General features: G+C 55.3%; 21 protein-coding genes. 16 read left to right on the forward strand and 5 right to left on the reverse strand.

The window, feature by feature from the left end:
• Positions 1-39: 39 nt before the first annotated feature.
• A complete protein-coding gene (locus tag MX657_RS05145; RefSeq protein ID WP_346807566.1) occupies positions 40-663 on the forward strand; it encodes a helix-turn-helix domain-containing protein in 624 nt (207 codons plus the stop codon).
• A 2-nt stretch (positions 664-665) separates the two neighbouring features.
• Here MX657_RS05145 and ampH read toward each other — a convergent pair whose 3' ends face one another.
• Positions 666-1,826 carry a D-alanyl-D-alanine-carboxypeptidase/endopeptidase AmpH gene (ampH, locus tag MX657_RS05150; RefSeq protein WP_346807568.1) on the reverse strand — a complete coding sequence of 387 codons (1,161 nt, stop codon included), beginning with the start codon at positions 1,824-1,826 and terminating at the stop codon, positions 666-668.
• 204 nt (positions 1,827-2,030) lie between these two features.
• Here ampH and MX657_RS05155 point away from each other — a divergent pair, with 204 nt between their 5' ends.
• The 3 genes from MX657_RS05155 to MX657_RS05165 all read left to right on the forward strand — a co-directional run bounded on the left by MX657_RS05155 (position 2,031) and on the right by MX657_RS05165 (position 5,012).
• Positions 2,031-2,564: an isochorismatase family protein gene (locus MX657_RS05155; protein ID WP_346807569.1), complete on the forward strand. Its 534-nt coding sequence runs from the start codon at positions 2,031-2,033 to the stop codon at positions 2,562-2,564.
• A gap of 115 nt (positions 2,565-2,679) precedes the next feature.
• Positions 2,680-3,900 carry a peptide antibiotic transporter SbmA gene (gene sbmA / locus MX657_RS05160; protein WP_346807571.1) on the forward strand — a complete coding sequence of 407 codons (1,221 nt, stop codon included), beginning with the start codon at positions 2,680-2,682 and terminating at the stop codon, positions 3,898-3,900.
• Positions 3,901-3,914: 14 nt separating this feature from the next.
• Positions 3,915-5,012 (forward strand): DUF1615 domain-containing protein, encoded by a 1,098-nt coding sequence (locus MX657_RS05165; RefSeq protein WP_346807573.1) that lies wholly within the window; start codon positions 3,915-3,917, stop codon positions 5,010-5,012.
• On the opposite strand, the gene MX657_RS05170 is transcribed toward MX657_RS05165, so the two are convergent.
• Positions 5,009-5,308, reverse strand: coding sequence for a DUF2755 family protein (locus MX657_RS05170; RefSeq protein ID WP_080328096.1), 300 nt, complete (start codon positions 5,306-5,308; stop codon positions 5,009-5,011). The genes MX657_RS05165 and MX657_RS05170 overlap by 4 nt on opposite strands.
• 249 nt (positions 5,309-5,557) lie before the next feature.
• Between MX657_RS05170 and MX657_RS05175 the strand changes: the two genes are divergently transcribed.
• Positions 5,558-5,788: a DUF2754 domain-containing protein gene (locus MX657_RS05175; protein ID WP_028012119.1), complete on the forward strand. Its 231-nt coding sequence runs from the start codon at positions 5,558-5,560 to the stop codon at positions 5,786-5,788.
• Here MX657_RS05175 and ddlA read toward each other — a convergent pair.
• Positions 5,785-6,885 (reverse strand): D-alanine--D-alanine ligase, encoded by a 1,101-nt coding sequence (ddlA, locus tag MX657_RS05180; protein WP_119915266.1) that lies wholly within the window; start codon positions 6,883-6,885, stop codon positions 5,785-5,787. The two genes, MX657_RS05175 and ddlA, sit on opposite strands and share 4 nt — an antisense overlap.
• A 103-nt stretch (positions 6,886-6,988) precedes the next feature.
• Here ddlA and MX657_RS05185 point away from each other — a divergent pair, with 103 nt between their 5' ends.
• The 5 genes from MX657_RS05185 to adrA all read left to right on the forward strand — a co-directional run bounded on the left by MX657_RS05185 (position 6,989) and on the right by adrA (position 11,289).
• The gene (locus tag MX657_RS05185) at positions 6,989-7,672 is read left to right on the forward strand and encodes an extensin family protein (protein ID WP_080328094.1); all 684 of its coding nucleotides are present in this window, start codon (positions 6,989-6,991) and stop codon (positions 7,670-7,672) included.
• Positions 7,673-7,840: 168 nt separating this feature from the next.
• On the forward strand, positions 7,841-9,055 hold the full coding sequence (locus tag MX657_RS05190) for a multidrug efflux MFS transporter (protein WP_119915265.1): 1,215 nt from the start codon (positions 7,841-7,843) through the stop codon (positions 9,053-9,055).
• 211 nt (positions 9,056-9,266) lie between these two features.
• Entirely contained in the window at positions 9,267-9,527 is a 261-nt protein-coding gene (iraP, locus tag MX657_RS05195) for an anti-adapter protein IraP (protein ID WP_080328092.1), read from the forward strand.
• Positions 9,528-9,762: 235 nt separating this feature from the next.
• On the forward strand, positions 9,763-10,083 hold the full coding sequence (gene psiF, locus MX657_RS05200) for a phosphate starvation-inducible protein PsiF (protein ID WP_080328091.1): 321 nt from the start codon (positions 9,763-9,765) through the stop codon (positions 10,081-10,083).
• Positions 10,084-10,185: 102 nt separating this feature from the next.
• The gene (adrA, locus tag MX657_RS05205; RefSeq protein WP_080328090.1) at positions 10,186-11,289 is read left to right on the forward strand and encodes a diguanylate cyclase AdrA; all 1,104 of its coding nucleotides are present in this window, start codon (positions 10,186-10,188) and stop codon (positions 11,287-11,289) included.
• A gap of 14 nt (positions 11,290-11,303) precedes the next feature.
• On the opposite strand, the gene proC is transcribed toward adrA, so the two are convergent.
• A complete protein-coding gene (gene proC, locus MX657_RS05210) occupies positions 11,304-12,113 on the reverse strand; it encodes a pyrroline-5-carboxylate reductase (protein WP_014882733.1) in 810 nt (269 codons plus the stop codon).
• Positions 12,114-12,210: 97 nt separating this feature from the next.
• Here proC and MX657_RS05215 point away from each other — a divergent pair, with 97 nt between their 5' ends.
• From MX657_RS05215 to ppnP, 5 genes are all read left to right on the forward strand, one after another.
• Positions 12,211-12,669 (forward strand): YaiI/YqxD family protein, encoded by a 459-nt coding sequence (locus MX657_RS05215; protein WP_010428006.1) that lies wholly within the window; start codon positions 12,211-12,213, stop codon positions 12,667-12,669.
• Between the two features lie 144 nt (positions 12,670-12,813).
• Complete coding sequence (aroL, locus tag MX657_RS05220) at positions 12,814-13,338, forward strand: shikimate kinase AroL (protein WP_119915263.1); 525 nt, start codon at positions 12,814-12,816, stop codon at positions 13,336-13,338.
• Between the two features lie 44 nt (positions 13,339-13,382).
• Positions 13,383-13,574: a protein YaiA gene (gene yaiA, locus MX657_RS05225; RefSeq protein WP_013095817.1), complete on the forward strand. Its 192-nt coding sequence runs from the start codon at positions 13,383-13,385 to the stop codon at positions 13,572-13,574.
• A gap of 237 nt (positions 13,575-13,811) precedes the next feature.
• The gene (locus MX657_RS05230; protein ID WP_028012129.1) at positions 13,812-14,489 is read left to right on the forward strand and encodes an AroM family protein; all 678 of its coding nucleotides are present in this window, start codon (positions 13,812-13,814) and stop codon (positions 14,487-14,489) included.
• A gap of 71 nt (positions 14,490-14,560) precedes the next feature.
• Entirely contained in the window at positions 14,561-14,848 is a 288-nt protein-coding gene (gene ppnP, locus MX657_RS05235; protein ID WP_045328300.1) for a pyrimidine/purine nucleoside phosphorylase, read from the forward strand.
• 46 nt (positions 14,849-14,894) lie between these two features.
• On the opposite strand, the gene rdgC is transcribed toward ppnP, so the two are convergent.
• Entirely contained in the window at positions 14,895-15,809 is a 915-nt protein-coding gene (gene rdgC / locus MX657_RS05240; RefSeq protein WP_080328087.1) for a recombination-associated protein RdgC, read from the reverse strand.
• A 123-nt stretch (positions 15,810-15,932) separates the two neighbouring features.
• Here rdgC and mak point away from each other — a divergent pair, with 123 nt between their 5' ends.
• Positions 15,933-16,838, forward strand: coding sequence for a fructokinase (gene mak / locus MX657_RS05245; RefSeq protein ID WP_346807580.1), 906 nt, complete (start codon positions 15,933-15,935; stop codon positions 16,836-16,838).
• The last annotated feature ends 42 nt before the right edge of the window (positions 16,839-16,880 follow it).

The raw sequence follows: 16,880 nt of genomic DNA on the forward strand, positions 1-16,880 counted from the left end.
CAATATTGAACCGACAAATACGGATGTCTTGAGGTCTGCATGAATGTTAATGCGAAACCACTTTCTGAATTAAGCCGGCTCGAACAGTGTCTGAAATCAGCCAGTACCCCTTTTAAATATGCTCCACAACAATTAATTACATCTGGTGAGTGTCATGAACCCCGTACGACCGTATTACAAACCGGTATAATCGAAATCTGTCGTCATTCCGATGAACTGCTTGTGGGTATCGCGAAAGCCCCGTTTATTTTGGGGCTGTCCACAGTAATGATTAATCACTATCGGGAATATAAAGTGATAGCCAAAACACCCTGCACGGGTTTTTATTTGTCCACTGAAACCACCCGTCAACTTATACAACAGAACGCGTTATGGAAAGAGGCTTTCGGTTGGTTATCCTGGATAAATTACATGCTTGAAAAACGTGATATGCAGCTGGTGGGAAATAATTCCTATCATCAGATCCGCGCCATGCTGCTGAATATGGCGGAGTGGGATGAAACGCTGCGTTCAAAAATTGGTGTGATGAATCATATTCAACAGAGTACACGTATTTCGCGTTCAGTTGTTGCTGAGGTTCTCGCCGCTCTGCGGCAAGGTAACTACATTAATATGAGCCGGGGCAAGCTGGTCAGCATCAACCGCTTGCCCACGGAATATTAAGATCAATTAGACGCGGTAAGCACCTGTGCTTTGTTGGCGCTCAGCTCGGCCACCAGGTTATTAATGCCATCACTCATATTAACGAAACGCGTGTGCGGAGAACGGGTAACCACCACAAACGCGCCCACGTTGGACTGCGGGATCATCGCCATATAGGTAATGAACCCGCCGCCACCGCCCGTTTTCTGAATAATGCCCGGACGGCCATTTTTCGGTGCCATATAAACCCATCCCAGGCCGAGCGCGTCGGCTTTACCCGGCACGTCCATCCCAATGACGCGCTGCAACTGGCCGCGCTGATAAATCAGGGTCTGCATACGATCGGCCTGGCTGCTGCGCGCGTAGAAATCTGAAGAGAGGAACTGCTGCATCCAGCGCATCATGTCGCCCGGGGTGGAGTAGACCCCGCCGCTGCCCACGGCTGCCAGCGTGTTGTTACACGGGCTTGCGCCTTTCTCCGCCACCATCAGGCGACGGCACTGATCCGGGGAAGGAGTAAAGGTAGTGTCTTTCATACCCAGCGGACGCGTGATCTGCTCTTCAAACAGCTGCGGATAAGGTTTGCCCGCCGCCGCGGAGAGCGCATCCGCCAGCAGGTCAAACGCCAGGTTTGAGTACGAGGCCTGCGATCCCGGGGCCGTTTTTAGCGTGGCGGTGCTCAGGTAGTTCCACCGCTGTTGGCGCGTTGGCCAGACAAAAACATCGCGGTGCGCCGCGCCGCCCGGCTGCTCGCGCGGCAGAGCGCTGGTGTGCGTCGCAAGGTTCACAAGGCGAATTGGCGTACCCTGGTATGTCGGCACGCGGGCACCCGGAGGTGCGTATTTGCTGAGCGGATCGTCGAGCTTCACCACGCCCTGGTCGAGCAGCTTCACCAGCATTTCACTGGTCATCAGCTTGGTTAAGGACGCGATGCGAACAACGGAATCCAGCTGCGGGTGAACGTTATTGCCTGGACGCGTTTCGCCAAAGCTGCGGAAAACGCGCTGGTTGCCGTCGATGACCACCATTGCCATCCCGGTCGCGCCGCTGCCGTAATAGATAAGGTTCGCGTAGCGATCGGCGATATCTGAAGCCAAAACGGGTGCCGTCAGCGGCTGGGCTGCCTGGGCGGTAGAAAAGCTCACCGCACACAGCGCGGCAAAAGAGAGCAGACAACGTTTCAACGAAAAGCATCCATGAAGTGAATGAGGAAAGTAATGGGTATTTATACTACTAATCGGCACCGTGCAATGCCCCGAATGACATAACGATAGCGAGAAAAACGTAACCATGGGTAAATATGAACAATTTCCCTGCGAGCGCTCTCCCATTTTGTGACATCAGGCTTATGATAGATGCCAGTGTCACTCAATTTTACGGAGAACGGTATGTCTGAAAAGCGTGTGGTAATGGTGGTTGATATGCAGAACGGGGTGTTTGAAACCCCGCGTCATCAGCGCGAAACGTGCGTCTCTCTTATTAACCAGCTTACGCAGGCAGCCGACACGGTGATTTTTATTCAGCATACCGAAGCCGGGGGGCTTGAAGAGGGGAGCGAAGGGTTTGCACTGCTGCCTGAACTCCACCAACCTGCTGGCGCGCTGTACGTGACCAAGACCGCGTGTGATGCTTTTTACGACACCACGCTTGAAGCGCTGTTACGCGAGCAGGGCATTCGCGAGTTTGTCATCTGCGGCTGCGCCACCGATTACTGTGTCGACGCGACAATCAAAAACGGCGTCAGCCGGGGTTACCATATTACCGTGGCAGAAGATGCCCATACCACCGCCAACCGCCCGGCTGCTGAAGCGCAAATTCTGATTCACCACCACAACGACGTCTGGCGGAACTTCATTGCGCCAGCGAACCCTCTCGCGGTGAAACGCACCGAAACAATTCTCGAAAACTGGAAAGCGAACTAATAATCAACCCACGGGTCTGACCTTTTTGCCCGAGCCGGGACACCGGCTCGGGCAAGGTATTCGTGTGGTAATGTGTTGAGCACAGCAACAACCATAACAACAAGAAGGAAGTATCATGTTTAAGTCTTTTTTCCCAAAGCCGGGGCCTTTTTTCCTGTCGGCATTTATTTGGGCACTGATCGCCGTCGTATTCTGGCAGGCGGGGGGCGGCGCATGGCTGGGGCACCTCGCAGGAGCGACAGGTGAGGTGCCCATTAGCGCAGCGCGCTTCTGGTCCATAAGCTATCTGCTTTTCTATGCCTACTACATGCTCTGCGTGGGGCTGTTCGCCATTTTCTGGTTCATCTATTCTCCTCATCGCTGGCAGTACTGGTCAATTCTTGGCACATCACTGATCATCTTTGTCACCTGGTTCCTCGTGGAAGTGGGCGTGGCGGTCAACGCCTGGTATGCGCCGTTCTACGATTTGATCCAGACCGCGCTGAGCTCGCCGCATAAGGTGACCATCGACCAGTTCTACCATGAAGTCGGCGTCTTCCTCGGTATTGCCCTTATTGCGGTGATCATCGGTGTGATGAACAATTTCTTCGTCAGCCACTATGTTTTCCGCTGGCGTACCGCGATGAACGAACATTACATGGCGCACTGGCAGCACCTGCGCCATATTGAAGGCGCCGCGCAGCGTGTGCAGGAAGACACTATGCGTTTTGCCTCCACGCTTGAAGACATGGGGGTAAGCTTTATCAACGCCATCATGACGCTGATCGCCTTCCTGCCGGTGCTGGTGACGCTCTCAGCGCATGTGCCGGATCTGCCGATTGTTGGCCATCTTCCGTATGGTCTGGTAATTGCCGCAATCGTCTGGTCGCTGATGGGCACCGGCCTGTTGGCGGTCGTGGGAATCAAGCTGCCGGGGCTGGAGTTTAAAAATCAGCGCGTGGAAGCCGCTTACCGTAAAGAGCTGGTTTACGGTGAAGATGATGCCAACCGCGCGTCGCCGCCGACCGTTCGCGAGCTGTTTGGTGCCGTACGCCGTAACTACTTCCGCCTCTACTTCCACTATATGTATTTCAATATTGCGCGCATTTTATATCTGCAGGTGGATAATGTTTTCGGGTTGTTCCTGCTGTTCCCATCGATCGTTGCGGGTACGATTACGCTCGGTCTGATGACGCAGATCACCAACGTTTTCGGTCAGGTGCGCGGGTCATTCCAGTATCTGATCAGCTCGTGGACCACCCTGGTAGAACTGATGTCCATCTACAAACGTCTGCGCAGCTTTGAACATGAGCTGGACGATCGGGACCTGCAGGAAGTCACCAATACATTTAGCTAATACAGGGAGTTGCTATGTCTTTTGCCGTACCGCGCGCGTTACCGCTGTCCTTGCTGGCCGCCCTCGTCCTGGCAGGCTGTGCCGAAAAAGGGGCTGCTCCGCTTAAAAAGGGCGAGAAGCCCGTGGATGTCGCAAGCGTTGTGCGGCAAAAAATGCCCGCCAGCGTGAAGGATCGCAACGCGTGGGCGGATGCGCTGGCAAAAACCTTTGAAAGCCAGAAGATTGCCCCCACCGAGGAGAATATCTGCTCGGTGCTGGCGGTGGCGCAGCAGGAGTCGATGTACCAGTCAGACCCGGTGGTGCCGGGTCTCAACAAAATCGCCTGGAAAGAGATCGACCGCCGCGCGGAATCGATGCATATCCCGGTGTTCCTCGTGCATGCCGCGCTGAAAATCACCTCGCCAAACGGCAAAAGCTACAGCGAACGGCTGGATACGGTGAAAACCGAAAAACAGCTCAGCGCCATCTTTGATGATTTCATTAATATGGTGCCGATGGGGCAAAAACTGTTTGGCTCACTGAACCCGGTTCACACCGGTGGCCCGATGCAGGTGAGCATTGCATTTGCTGAGAAGCATACCGACGGCTACCCGTGGAACATCGACGGTACGGTGCGTCAGGAGGTCTTCTCCCTGCGTGGCGGACTGTGGTTCGGTACGTATCATCTGCTGAACTATCCGGCGAACTACAGCGAGCCCCTGTACCGCTTCGCAGACTTTAACGCGGGCTGGTATGCCAGCCGTAACGCGGCATTTCAGAGCGCGGTCAGCCGCGTAAGCGGCGTCAAGCTGGCGCTGGACGGCGATCTCATCGCCTACGGCAGCAGCGAGGCGGGAAGCACCGAGCGGGCGATCCGGAAATTATCGACAACGCTTGATATGAGCAACAGCGACATTCGCCGTCAGCTTGAGAAAGGCGACAGCCTGGCATTTGAGAAAACGGATCTCTACAAAAAGGTGTTTGCCCTTGCAGAGAAGAAGAGCGGGAAAACGTTACCGAGGGCTATCCTGCCGGGGATCCAGCTGGAAAGCCCGAAGATCACGCGTAACCTGACCACAGCCTGGTTCGCAAAACGCGTGGACGATCGCCGGGCTCGCTGTATGGGGCTTTAATGACGACGGCGCAGGCGCAGCACTAACGCGACGACGCCCAGAATCATACAACCCGCGAGGAAGGGGATCAGACCGAACAGGGTGCTGACGCCAAACCCGATTTCAACGCGCGGGCGTCCGTTATCCTGCACTTGCATCAGGTGTTCATAAACGCCAGGCGCATGTACCAGCATATTGAGCAGCTGGGAGCCTGCCCAGAAGCAGAACAGGACAAACAGGGCATACGCGATATTACCCGCCGTGGAGGTTTTTGGTTTGCCGCCAAAAATCGGTTTCGACAATGTAAAGTCAGCCATGTTGACCTCCCGTGGTATCACTCTGTTTTAATACGCGTCTTACGGGGTGAGTTTGACAGGTCATCGCATTTGTCAATATCAGAATCGTGGTAATTTACGCTCAGGAATTCTCCTGGATTGTCGATTTCTGCATCACATCACAATTTATTAACTTAAGTGAAACATTATCGCATTTCAGAATTTACGCATCTGCCACAGACCTGGCGGTAAAACTGTGAGAGGATGTCTTTTTTCCCTGCCGGAGTTGTTATGAAGCTCACGTCCAAACTTCGCCGTGACTGGCACTACTACGCTTTTGCTATTGGCCTGATTTTTATTCTTAACGGCGTCGTGGGGCTGTTGGGATTTGAGGCAAAAGGCTGGCAAACCTATGCCGTGGGCCTGGTGACCTGGGTAATCAGTTTCTGGCTGGCAGGGTTGATTATCCGCCGTCGTCCTGAAGAGACGACAGCGGAGGAGACGGCTAAAGGTGCCGATTAACCGTTAACGGAACTTTTCAGGGCGCTGTCGGCGGCATGACGCTCCAGCGCCAGCTCGATCAGACGGGTGATCAGCTCAGAGTAGCCAAGCCCGCTGGCCTGCCACAGTTTTGGATACATGCTGATATTGGTGAAACCCGGCAGCGTGTTGATTTCATTGATCACCACCTCGTTCTCCGGCGTCAGGAACACGTCCACGCGCGCCATTCCGCTGCAGCCGAGCGTCTGATAGGCCTGAATGGCGATCGCCCGGATCTTATCGTTGATGGCCGGATCGATATCCGCAGGAACAACAACCTGGGCGCCTTTATCATCAATGTATTTGGTGTCGTACGAGTAGAAGTCGCTGTTTAAGACCACTTCACCGCAGGTGCTGGCCTGTGGAAAATCGTTGCCCAGCACCGCGCACTCAATTTCTCGGCCTTTAATCCCCTGCTCAACCACCACTTTATGGTCGAACTCGAACGCCAGACGGACGGCTTGCGTGAACTCTGCTTCGGTGGTGACTTTGCTGACCCCCACGGAGGAGCCCTGGTTGGCTGGCTTCACAAACAGCGGCAGACCCAGTTCAGCGCTAACCTGCGCGAAACTGTGTTTGTCGCGGTTGGCGCGGGTAAGCGTCACGAACGGCGCGATATTCAACCCGGCATCGCGCAGGAGGCGTTTGGTGACGTCTTTGTCCATGCAGGCGGCGGAGCCCAGCACGTCCGAGCCCACAAACGGCAGGTTGGCCATGCGTAACATCCCCTGCAGGGAACCGTCTTCGCCGAGGGTGCCGTGAACGATGGGGAAGACCACGTCGATCTGGGCGAGAGCCTGCGCATTGCCGGCGTCGATGAGCTGACCTTTCACAACGCCGGGTACGGTGGCGACGCTGATTTCCGAAGGATTAAGGGCGATGTGTGCCGGATCGTTGGCATTCAGCAGATACTGGCTGGCATCGTTAACATGCCACTGGCCCTGTTTATCAATGCCCAGCAGCACCACGTCAAAACGGCTTTTATCGATCGCATCGACAATATTTTTAGCCGATTGCAATGAAACCTCGTGCTCCGCTGATTTTCCCCCAAAGACAATACCTACGCGCTGCTTTGCCATCTCACTCTCTTCCAGTCTGACGAAAAGCCAATAACATACCACGATGCCCTGCGGGTTTCGCGGCCTTCTGCCATAATGTTTTGGGGAACAATGAGGGGGGAGAGTGAAAGGAAAAACGCTGCTGACCGTTTTCATCCTTGGGGCAATCGCAACGGCGGGCTATCGCTGGTTGCCGTCTTACTACAACCCTTTCACGCCGCTGTCCCTGGACGACCCGCCGGGCCGCATTACCCAGTATAAGCTGCGGCGCTTAACGCCAGAAGCCTGCGTGAACCTGCTGGCGCAGGCTAATCAACGAAATCTTATCCGCACGCAACCGGTCGCGGACAGCGGCGGAGCGTGTCCGCTGAGCAACGTCGTCCGCGTCCGTGACTTCGGCCCCGTCAGCCTGAACGGCAGTTTTCTTGCCAGCTGCCCCCTGGCGCTCGGCTCTGCGCTGTTCGTCAGCCAGCAGGCCCGGCCTCTGACCAAACGCTTCACGGGAAGCGAACTGACGCGCATTGAGCATCTCGGCAGCTTTGCCTGTCGCAATATTTACCACCGGCCTGACGCGCGGCGCAGCGAGCATGCGACGGCAGAAGCCCTGGATATCGTTGCTTTCCGGCTGGCGAACGGGGAGCGTGTTACGGTACTGAACGGCTGGAGATCGGCAAAAACGCAGCCGTGGCTGAAAGCCATGCTGGCGGCAAGCTGCGGCTACTACGGGAACGGTCTGGGGCCGGAGTATAACGCGGCGCATGCCAACCATTTCCATCTGGGAATGCGCGGTTTCGGGCTCTGCCGCTGAAGCATAATATTCCGCCAGAAAATGGATGAATTGTGACTTATTTCACAAATATGATGACTGGGAAGATAAAACACCAAAGTCAGCAAGGGCGCATCTCTGGTGCGACGTTAAGGCGCGTAACTTGCTAATCTGACGGCGAATTCGCCTAAAAATGAAGACTATTTCTTTATGGAATCCTGGAAAGTTAATCTTATCTCGGTCTGGTTCGGCTGCTTCTTCACCGGGCTTGCCATCAGCCAGATCCTGCCATTCCTGCCGCTGTACGTGTCACAGCTGGGGGTCACCTCCCACGAAGCGCTCTCTATGTGGTCCGGCCTGACGTTCAGCGTCACGTTTCTGGTCTCCGCCATTGTGTCACCGATGTGGGGCAGCCTGGCCGACAGAAAAGGGCGTAAGCTGATGCTGCTGCGCGCCTCGCTCGGGATGGCGATAGCCATTCTTCTGCAGGCCTTCGCCACCAACGTCTGGCAGCTGTTTTTCCTGCGTGCTGTGATGGGGCTAACATCCGGGTATATTCCGAACGCTATGGCGCTGGTTGCCTCTCAGGTACCGCGCGAACGCAGCGGCTGGGCGCTGAGCACGCTCTCCACCGCCCAGATAAGCGGCGTTATCGGCGGCCCGCTGCTGGGGGGCTTTCTGGCGGACCACGTCGGTCTGCGCGCGGTGTTCATCATCACCGCGATCCTGCTGGTGGTCAGTTTTCTGGTGACGCTCTTTCTTATTAAAGAAGGAGGCCGACCGGTTATCAGTAAATCTGAGCGCCTGAGCGGCAAGGCCGTTTTCGCCTCGCTGCCTTATCCGGGGCTGATGATTAGCCTGTTTGTCACCACCATGGTGATCCAACTCTGTAACGGCTCGGTCGGCCCGATTCTGGCGCTGTTTATTAAGTCGATGGAGCCAGACAGCAACAATATCGCCTTCCTCAGCGGTATGATTGCCGCCGTGCCGGGCGTCTCCGCGCTGATCTCTGCGCCGCGTCTGGGTAAACTGGGTGACAGGATCGGCACGGCGCGTATCCTGATGGCGACGCTGATTTTTGCGGTCGTGCTCTTTTTCGCCATGTCGTTTGTCACTTCTCCGCTCCAGCTCGGCGTGCTGCGATTTTTACTCGGCTTTGCGGATGGCGCTATGCTGCCCGCGGTCCAGACGCTGCTGGTCAAATATTCCAGCGATCAGGTCACGGGGCGTATTTTTGGATATAACCAGTCGTTTATGTATTTAGGCAACGTTGCCGGTCCGCTTATTGGCGCATCCGTTTCTGCAATGGCCGGTTTTCGTTGGGTATTTGCCGCAACGGCGATTGTGGTATTGATTAATATTATCCAGCTGGCTATTGCCCTGCATCGTCGCAGGCAATTAGCGGAGGCGAAATCGGCGAAATAACCTTTTCTCAGATGTATTATATATTCTTATGGTAGCCGCATTTTTATATAACAAAATGCGGCGTTTTTTTATAGAAAAACGTTTCGCTGAAAATACCGTGCCGCCTAATTTGGCGGTGGTGTCACTTTTGCATAAGATAATACTTTTCTCCACTTTGCATATTTCATTTCGGATGTTAATTTCAGAGAAAATCCCATAAGGAAATAGCACGATGAAAAATCTCATTGCTGAGTTGCTGGTCAAACTTGCACAAAAGGAAGAGGAGTCAAAAGAGCTGGTCGCCCAGGTTGAGGCGCTGGAGATCGTCGTCACGGCGCTGCTGCGACAGATGGCAAAACCGGATCAAGAGGCGCTGATCGACAATGTCGAAGGCGCGCTGGAAAAGGCTCGCCCCGATTCACAGGTCCCTGCCGAAGATGCGGAATTGTTGCAGCAATACGTAAAGAAGCTGTTGAGGCATCCGCGCAGCTAAGCCGTCAGTGAACGTAACGACGTGTCATAGAATTGTCATGCAGGATGCCTGGCGTCGCTCTGTTTTATTTTTAAGTATTCCCCCTGTTTATTACCCCTGTCATTTATGCCGATACCGCCAATACTCACGTTCTGGATTTAAAATGATAAATTCCCGGCGGAAATCACATCTGCCGGGTGGTTTTTTTCCTGCCACGGGCCAGACTTACAGGGAATGTTCACAAAAGGATGGTGCAATGAAAACAACATTACTGGTTACTCTGCTCTCCGGCCTGTTCCTGATCTCCTCGGCGAACGCGGAAGAAAAAACGTTAACGCCGCAACAGCAACGTATGACCACCTGTAATCAACAGGCGACGTCACAGAGTCTGAAAGGTGACGCCCGTAAGACCTACATGAGCGACTGCCTGAAAAACGGCGCCGCGAAACCAGCGGAAAAAAGCCTGACGCCGCAGCAGCAAAAGATGCGCGAGTGTAATGCCAAAGCGACCGAGCAATCCCTCAAGGGCGACGATCGCAGCAAGTTCATGAGTGCCTGCCTGAAGAAAAAAGTGTAGTTCTAACGGGTGAGCGGCTCCGGCGGCTCACCCGAAATTTCATACTTTCCCCGCAGACCCCCTCTCTATAATTTGGGAAAATGTTTCAGAATATTCCCAAAAATGATGAATGATGACATTTATTACACCCAAAAGCGCATTCGGGAAGAGTGGAGTTTAACCCTTTCTCAGGATGACCCTCACCGTACCGGCATCCAGTTTGCCAGGCGAGTTCGGCTGGCGCGCGTTGTCGGGCTGGCGGCGATGTTTTTCCCCGTTGCAGGGATCCTGGTCACCCATTTTTTACCCGGCGGCTGGTGGTTGTTACTGGTGGGATGGACATTCGTCTGGCCCCATTTTGCCTGGCAGCTAGCCTGCCGCGCCGCGTCACCTCATCAGCAGGAAATTTTTAACCTCAAGATGGATGCCGTTATGGCCGGGGTCTGGATCGGCGTGATGGGGATGTATGTATTACCCGCGGCGGCGCTGGTGATGATGGTGGGGATGAACATGATGGGCTCCGGCGGCTGCCGCCTTTTTATTGCGGGGATCGTGCTCACCCTGCTTACAGCGCTGCTTACGTTACCGCTTGCTGGCAGCGTGGTGCCCTTTAATCCGGGGGCGCTGGAGTGGGGCTTAACCCTTCCCGTCCTTATGTTTTATCCCACGCTCTTTGCCTGGCTCAGCCACCGCACGGCCATCAGGCTGGCGGAACATAAGCGGCGGCTGGAAATGATGAGCACCCGCGACGGTATGACCGGGGTCTTCAATCGTCGGCACTGGGAAGTGCTGCTGCGCAATGAGTTTGAGCACTGTCGCCGCAACCACTGCACTGCCACGATATTGCTGATTGATATCGACCACTTTAAAAACATCAACGATACCTGGGGCCACGACGTGGGCGACCAGGCGATTGTTGCTATTACGCGCCAGCTTCAGATGTCGGTGCGCGCGGGGGATGCGATAGGCCGGTTTGGCGGGGATGAGTTCGCGGTGATCATGTCGCAGACCGCGGCGGAAAGCGCCATCGCCGTTATGTCCCGGGTTCACGCGAGGCTGGAAACGCTGTCGCTGCCCTGCGCACCGAAAGAGACGCTGCGCATAAGCGTCGGCGTGGCCCCCTGGGGGCCGCAGTTTGTGCATTATCGGGAATGGCTGAAAGCGGCTGACGTGGCGCTGTACAAGGCGAAAAATGCCGGGCGAGGCCGCACCGAAGTGGCCGCCTGACGCCCGACTCTCTATCAGGATTTACTCAGCTTCTCTGATTTTTCCATGCATTTTGCCATCGCTTCGATAACCGCAGAACGGAACCCGCGTTCTTCCAGCACCCGCACCGCTTCGATGGTCGTACCGCCAGGAGAGCAGACCATATCCTTCAGTTCACCCGGATGCTTACCAGTCTCCAGCACCATTTTGGCGGAGCCCATCACTGCCTGCGCGGCAAATTTATACGCCTGCGCCCGCGGCATCCCGCCGAGCACAGCGGCGTCCGCCATCGCTTCTAAAAACATGAAGACGTACGCAGGGGCTGAACCGCTCACCCCGACCACCGGATGGATCATCGATTCGGCAATGACTTCCGCCTCACCGAAGCAGCGGAAAATGTTCAGCACGTCCGCCACCTCTTCTGAGGTCACCAGCGCGTTCGGCGTGACGGAAGTCATGCCGGCATTGACCAGGGAAGGCGTATTGGGCATTGCGCGGACGATTTTACGGTCGTGGCCCAGCGCGCGCGCCAGCTGATCGAGCGTGACGCCCGCGGCAATCGACACAACCAGCGTCTCTTTGTTCAGGCTCGAAGTGATATCGCTTAACACTTTGATCATGATGTTCGGCTTAACGGCGCCAAAGACGATATCGGCAACCTGGGCCACTTCCTGGGCACTTTCGGCGGCGTTGATCCCGTATTGATCGCGCAAGGCGGCGACGTTATCCGGTGACGGGGTATAGACCCAAATCTGACCCGGCAGAACCTGCCCGCTGGCGATCAGGCCGCCCAGGATGGCTTTGCCCATGTTACCGCAGCCGATAAACCCGATTTTCTTGTCCATCACGATTCTCCGTCATTATGCGTTGTTTTCTCTGATTGATAGCTTAACAACGAAATGCAGGCGACAATAGTCGCCAGAGTCATTATGGGGAGACAACATGGCGATTTGGGTTGATGCGGACGCGTGTCCGAATGTGATTAAAGAGATTTTATTCCGCGCCGCCGAGCGCGTTCAGATGCCGCTGACGCTGGTGGCGAACCAGAATATTCGCGTACCGCCATCGCGGTTCATCCGTTCTTTGCGCGTACCAGCCGGATTCGACGTGGCGGATAACGAAATTGTGCGTCTGTGCAGCGCGGAAGACCTGGTGATCACGGCGGATATTCCCCTGGCGGCGGAAGTGCTGGAGAAAGGGGCGGCGGCGCTCAACCCGCGCGGTGAACGTTACTCGCCTTCCACCATCCGTGAAAAACTCACTATGCGTGATTTTATGGATACAATGCGGGCCAGCGGCGTGCAGACCGGTGGACCGGATAGCCTCTCCCAGCGCGATCGCCAGCAGTTTGCTGCCGAGCTGGATAAATGGCTGCTGGAAGTGAAGCGCCGCACAGCGTAATGATAATTATTGTCAATTTGTGGTACAGTGTGGCCTCCACAGGGTTGTCATCCCGTACCGCTTTGCAGTAAAGTAATCGACACATCTTCTGCAATTATTTCTTTACACTCTTCAGCCATCCGGCATCAAGGGGAACACCTGGCTATGACCCAACCCATCTTTTTAGTTGGCCCCCGCGGCTGTGGGAAAACCACCGTTGGCCTGGAACTGGCGCGCGCGTGTCATCGTCAGTTTGTCGACACCGATCACTGGCTGCAAACCGAGGCCGGCAAAACCATCGCGGAGATTGTCGAGCAAGAGGGATGGGAGAGCTTTCGCGCACGCGAAACGGCTGCGCTGAAAGCGGTCACCACGCCCTCAGCCGTCATTGCGACGGGGGGAGGCATTGTTCTGGCCGAGTGCAATCGTCACTTTATGCGCGAGAAAGGCATTGTGATTTATCTCTGCGCACCGGTGGCGGCTCTGGTAGGGCGTCTTGAAGCCTTCCCGGAAGAGGGACAACGCCCGGCGCTGACCTCCAGACCGCTCAGCGAAGAGGTGAGCGAAGTGCTGGCCGAACGCGATGCACTGTACCGTGAAGCGGCGCACCATGTTGTGGATGCCTCTGCGGCCCCGGAAGAGGTGGTAATTCAGATTATTACCGCCCTGCGTCTGGCCTGCGCCAGCTAACCGCCGTCTATACTGATAGCTCAGACATAAAAAAAGGATGAGCTATGCCAACCAGACCTCCCTATCCGCGCGAAGCACGTATTGTTACTGTTGAAAAAGGTAATGGCGACCAGACCGTCACCTGGTATCAGCTGCGTGCCGATCACCCCAAACCGGACTCGCTGATCAGTGAACATGAGACTGAACAGGAAGCGCTGGATGCCAAACGGCGCTACGAAGATCCCGATAAGTCGTAGTTGTTTTCCTAAACGCTCCAATACCGTGCCTGAATCACACTTTTTACTCATCGCTAATGTTAAGCAGGAGTTAATATTAAGCTATTACAGGAAGCTCCGTTTCCGGCAGGTGATCTTTACATTTCGGGACAGAGATCACCTGCTACGCTTGGTGCTGTTTTGTTGAAAAAACGAACTGTGCAGCGTAGTGAGCCTGTACCTGTGTACACGTTTTTGTAGTGATGGAAGGCAAAGAAGATGAAGGCAACTTTGGCGATCCTCACCATTGGTGTGGTCCCTGTAAGCGAAGTGTTACCGCTCTTAACCGAGCATGTATCTGAACAACAGATCACGCATCTTAGCCTGTTGGGTAAGATGAGTCGGGAAGAGGTCATGGAAGACTACGCTGTTGAGGCGGGGGAGGATCCCCTGGCGACGTTATTAAGTGACGGTAAACTGGCGCATGTTTCACGACAGAAAATAGAGCGTTCGCTGCAGGCAGTTATAGAAGTACTCGATAATCAGCAATATGACGTTATTTTGCTGATGAGCACCGCCCCCATTAAGGGACTCATCGCGCGTAATGCGATTTTGCTTGAGCCGATGCGAATCATTCCGCCGCTGGTGGCCTCCATTGTTGACGGGCACCAGGTGGGGGTGATCGTCCCCATTGAGGAGCTCATGGACAACCAGGAAGCAAAATGGCATGTGCTTGAAAAAACGCCTCTGTATGCGCTGGCAAACCCCTTCTGGGACAGCGAGGCTAAGCTCATTGCTGCCGGGAAGGAGCTGCTGGAAAGAGGGGCAGACGTGTTGATTCTGGACTGCCTGGGGTTCCACCAGCATCACCGTGATTTACTGCAAAAGGCGCTGGACGTGCCGGTGCTGTTGTCCAACGTTCTGATGGCTCGCCTGGCCTCAGAGCTTCTGACGTAATGATTTTGCGTGACAGGTGATGAGCATGGCCCCTATAGTGAATTTTTATCTCTGAATATAAGGGCCAGTTCATGCTTCAAAGTAACGAATACTTTTCCGGTAAAGTGAAATCCATCGGTTTTACCAGCAGCAGCACTGGCCGCGCCAGTGTGGGCGTTATGGCTGAAGGCGAATACACCTTTGGCACGGCTGAAGCGGAAGAGATGACGGTGGTCAGCGGCGCGCTGAACGTCTTACTGCCGGGTGAAACGGAATGGAAAGTTTACGCTGCCGGGGAAGTTTTCAACGTTCCTGGCCACAGCGAATTTCATCTGCAGGTTGCAGAACCTACCTCCTATCTGTGCCGCTACCTGAAATAATCTTCTTCCCTCTCCCCTTTGGGGAGAGGGGCAGGGTGAGGGGAAATTATCTCTGCGCTTCGCCGCCGAGACCTTCCACCAGATTCTGAATTAACGCGGCCAGCTCGCCGGTCATCAGGATAAAATCCGCATCAAAGCGCTGGGCGTAATCTTCTCTGTCGATATCTTCGTTTTGATCGCGCAGTTCATCGCAGAACTTCAGACGCTTCACGGAGCCGTCGTCACACATCACGAACTGAATGCGTTGCTGCCAGTCGAGCGCCAGCCTGGTGACCACTTTGCCTGCTTCAATGTGTACGGCGATCTCGTCGCTCACCAGATCCTGCTTCTTCGCGCGGATCACGCCGCCATCTTCCAGCAGGGCTTTTAACTCGGCTTCGTCCAGGATCTGGAAACCTTGCGCTGCGGTACCGCTGCGGACCCACTCGGTCAGGGTCAGCTCAATCGGCGTTTCCAGCGCCAGCGGGACGACCGGTAAGGAGCCGATGCTCTTGCGCAGCAGGGCCAGCGTATCTTCCGCTTTTTTGGCGCTGGCGCAGTCCACCATGATCAGCCCGTTGACGGTATCGATCCACATCATCGTCTGGCTGAAGCGGCTGAAGGCGCGCGGCAGCAGAGAGTGCAGAACTTCATCTTTCAGCGAGTCTTTTTCGGTTTTTTTCAGCTTGCGGCCCTGTTCGGCTTCCAGCTTGAAAATTTTTGCTTCAAGCGCCTGCTTAACCACCGGGGTGGGCAGTATTTTCTCTTCTTTGCGGGCGCAGACGATAATTTGACCCGTGCTGCTGGCGTGGGTCAGTGCATCGCTTTGTGAACCCATTGGGGGAACCCAACCGGTTTTCGCCATATCCTGGCTACCGCAAGGGGAAAAGCTATAAGCGGCTAACTGTTTTTCCATCTCTTCTGCGCGCAGCGAAACGTCGCGGCTGAGACGGTAAACCATCAAATTTTTGAACCACAGCATGATAATTTCCACGGCCTTGTCGTTAAATCAGCGGGCATGATAACGAATTGTCGCATCGCTTGCATTGCTAATCGGGAAGCGTGCTTCTACTCTGTTGATAATCAAAATAATGAGGAGAGTCTTGTGCGTATTGGGATTGATTTGGGCGGCACCAAAACAGAAGTTATCGCACTGAGCGAGCAGGGGGAACAGCTGTTCCGCCACCGTCTGCCTACGCCGCGCGATGATTATCACCAGACTATCGAGACGATTGCCCGGCTGGTCGACATGGCCGAGCAGGCTACAGGTGAGAGGGGCACGGTCGGGATGGGGATCCCCGGCTCCATTTCGCCCTATACTGGCGTGGTGAAAAACGCCAACTCCACCTGGCTCAACGGTCAGCCGTTTGATAAGGATTTGAGTCAGCGTCTGAACCGGGAAGTGCGACTGGCGAATGACGCTAACTGCCTGGCAGTCTCTGAGGCCGTTGACGGCGCGGCAGCCGGGGCGCAAACCGTCTTTGCGGTAATTATCGGTACCGGCTGCGGCGCGGGCGTGGCCTTTGGTGGACGTTCACATATTGGCGGCAACGGCACGGCAGGCGAGTGGGGGCACAACCCGCTGCCGTGGATGGATGAAGATGAACTCAAATACCGTGCCGAGGTGCCGTGCTACTGCGGCAAGCAAGGTTGTATTGAGACGTTTATCTCCGGCACCGGTTTTGCGACCGACTACCACCGCCTGAGCGGCCAGCCGCTCAAGGGGAATGAAATTATGCGTCTGGTGGAGGAACAGGATCCGGTGGCCGAACTGGCGCTCAGCCGCTACGAAATGCGCCTGGCGAAATCGCTGGCGCACGTGGTGAATATTCTCGATCCGGACGTGATTGTGCTGGGCGGCGGCATGAGCAACATTGACCGGCTGTACGCCACGGTACCGAACCTGGTGAAACAGTGGGTCTTCGGCGGCGAGTGTGAAACCCCGATCCGCAAAGCCGTCCACGGCGACTCCAGCGGGGTGCGAGGCGCGGCGTGGTTATGGCCGGAATAAACGCAAGTTGCTGTTTTTGATGTTTGTACCCTCTCCCCGTGG

This window comes from Enterobacter chuandaensis, from assembly GCF_039718975.1.
Classification (GTDB): domain Bacteria; phylum Pseudomonadota; class Gammaproteobacteria; order Enterobacterales; family Enterobacteriaceae; genus Enterobacter; species Enterobacter chuandaensis.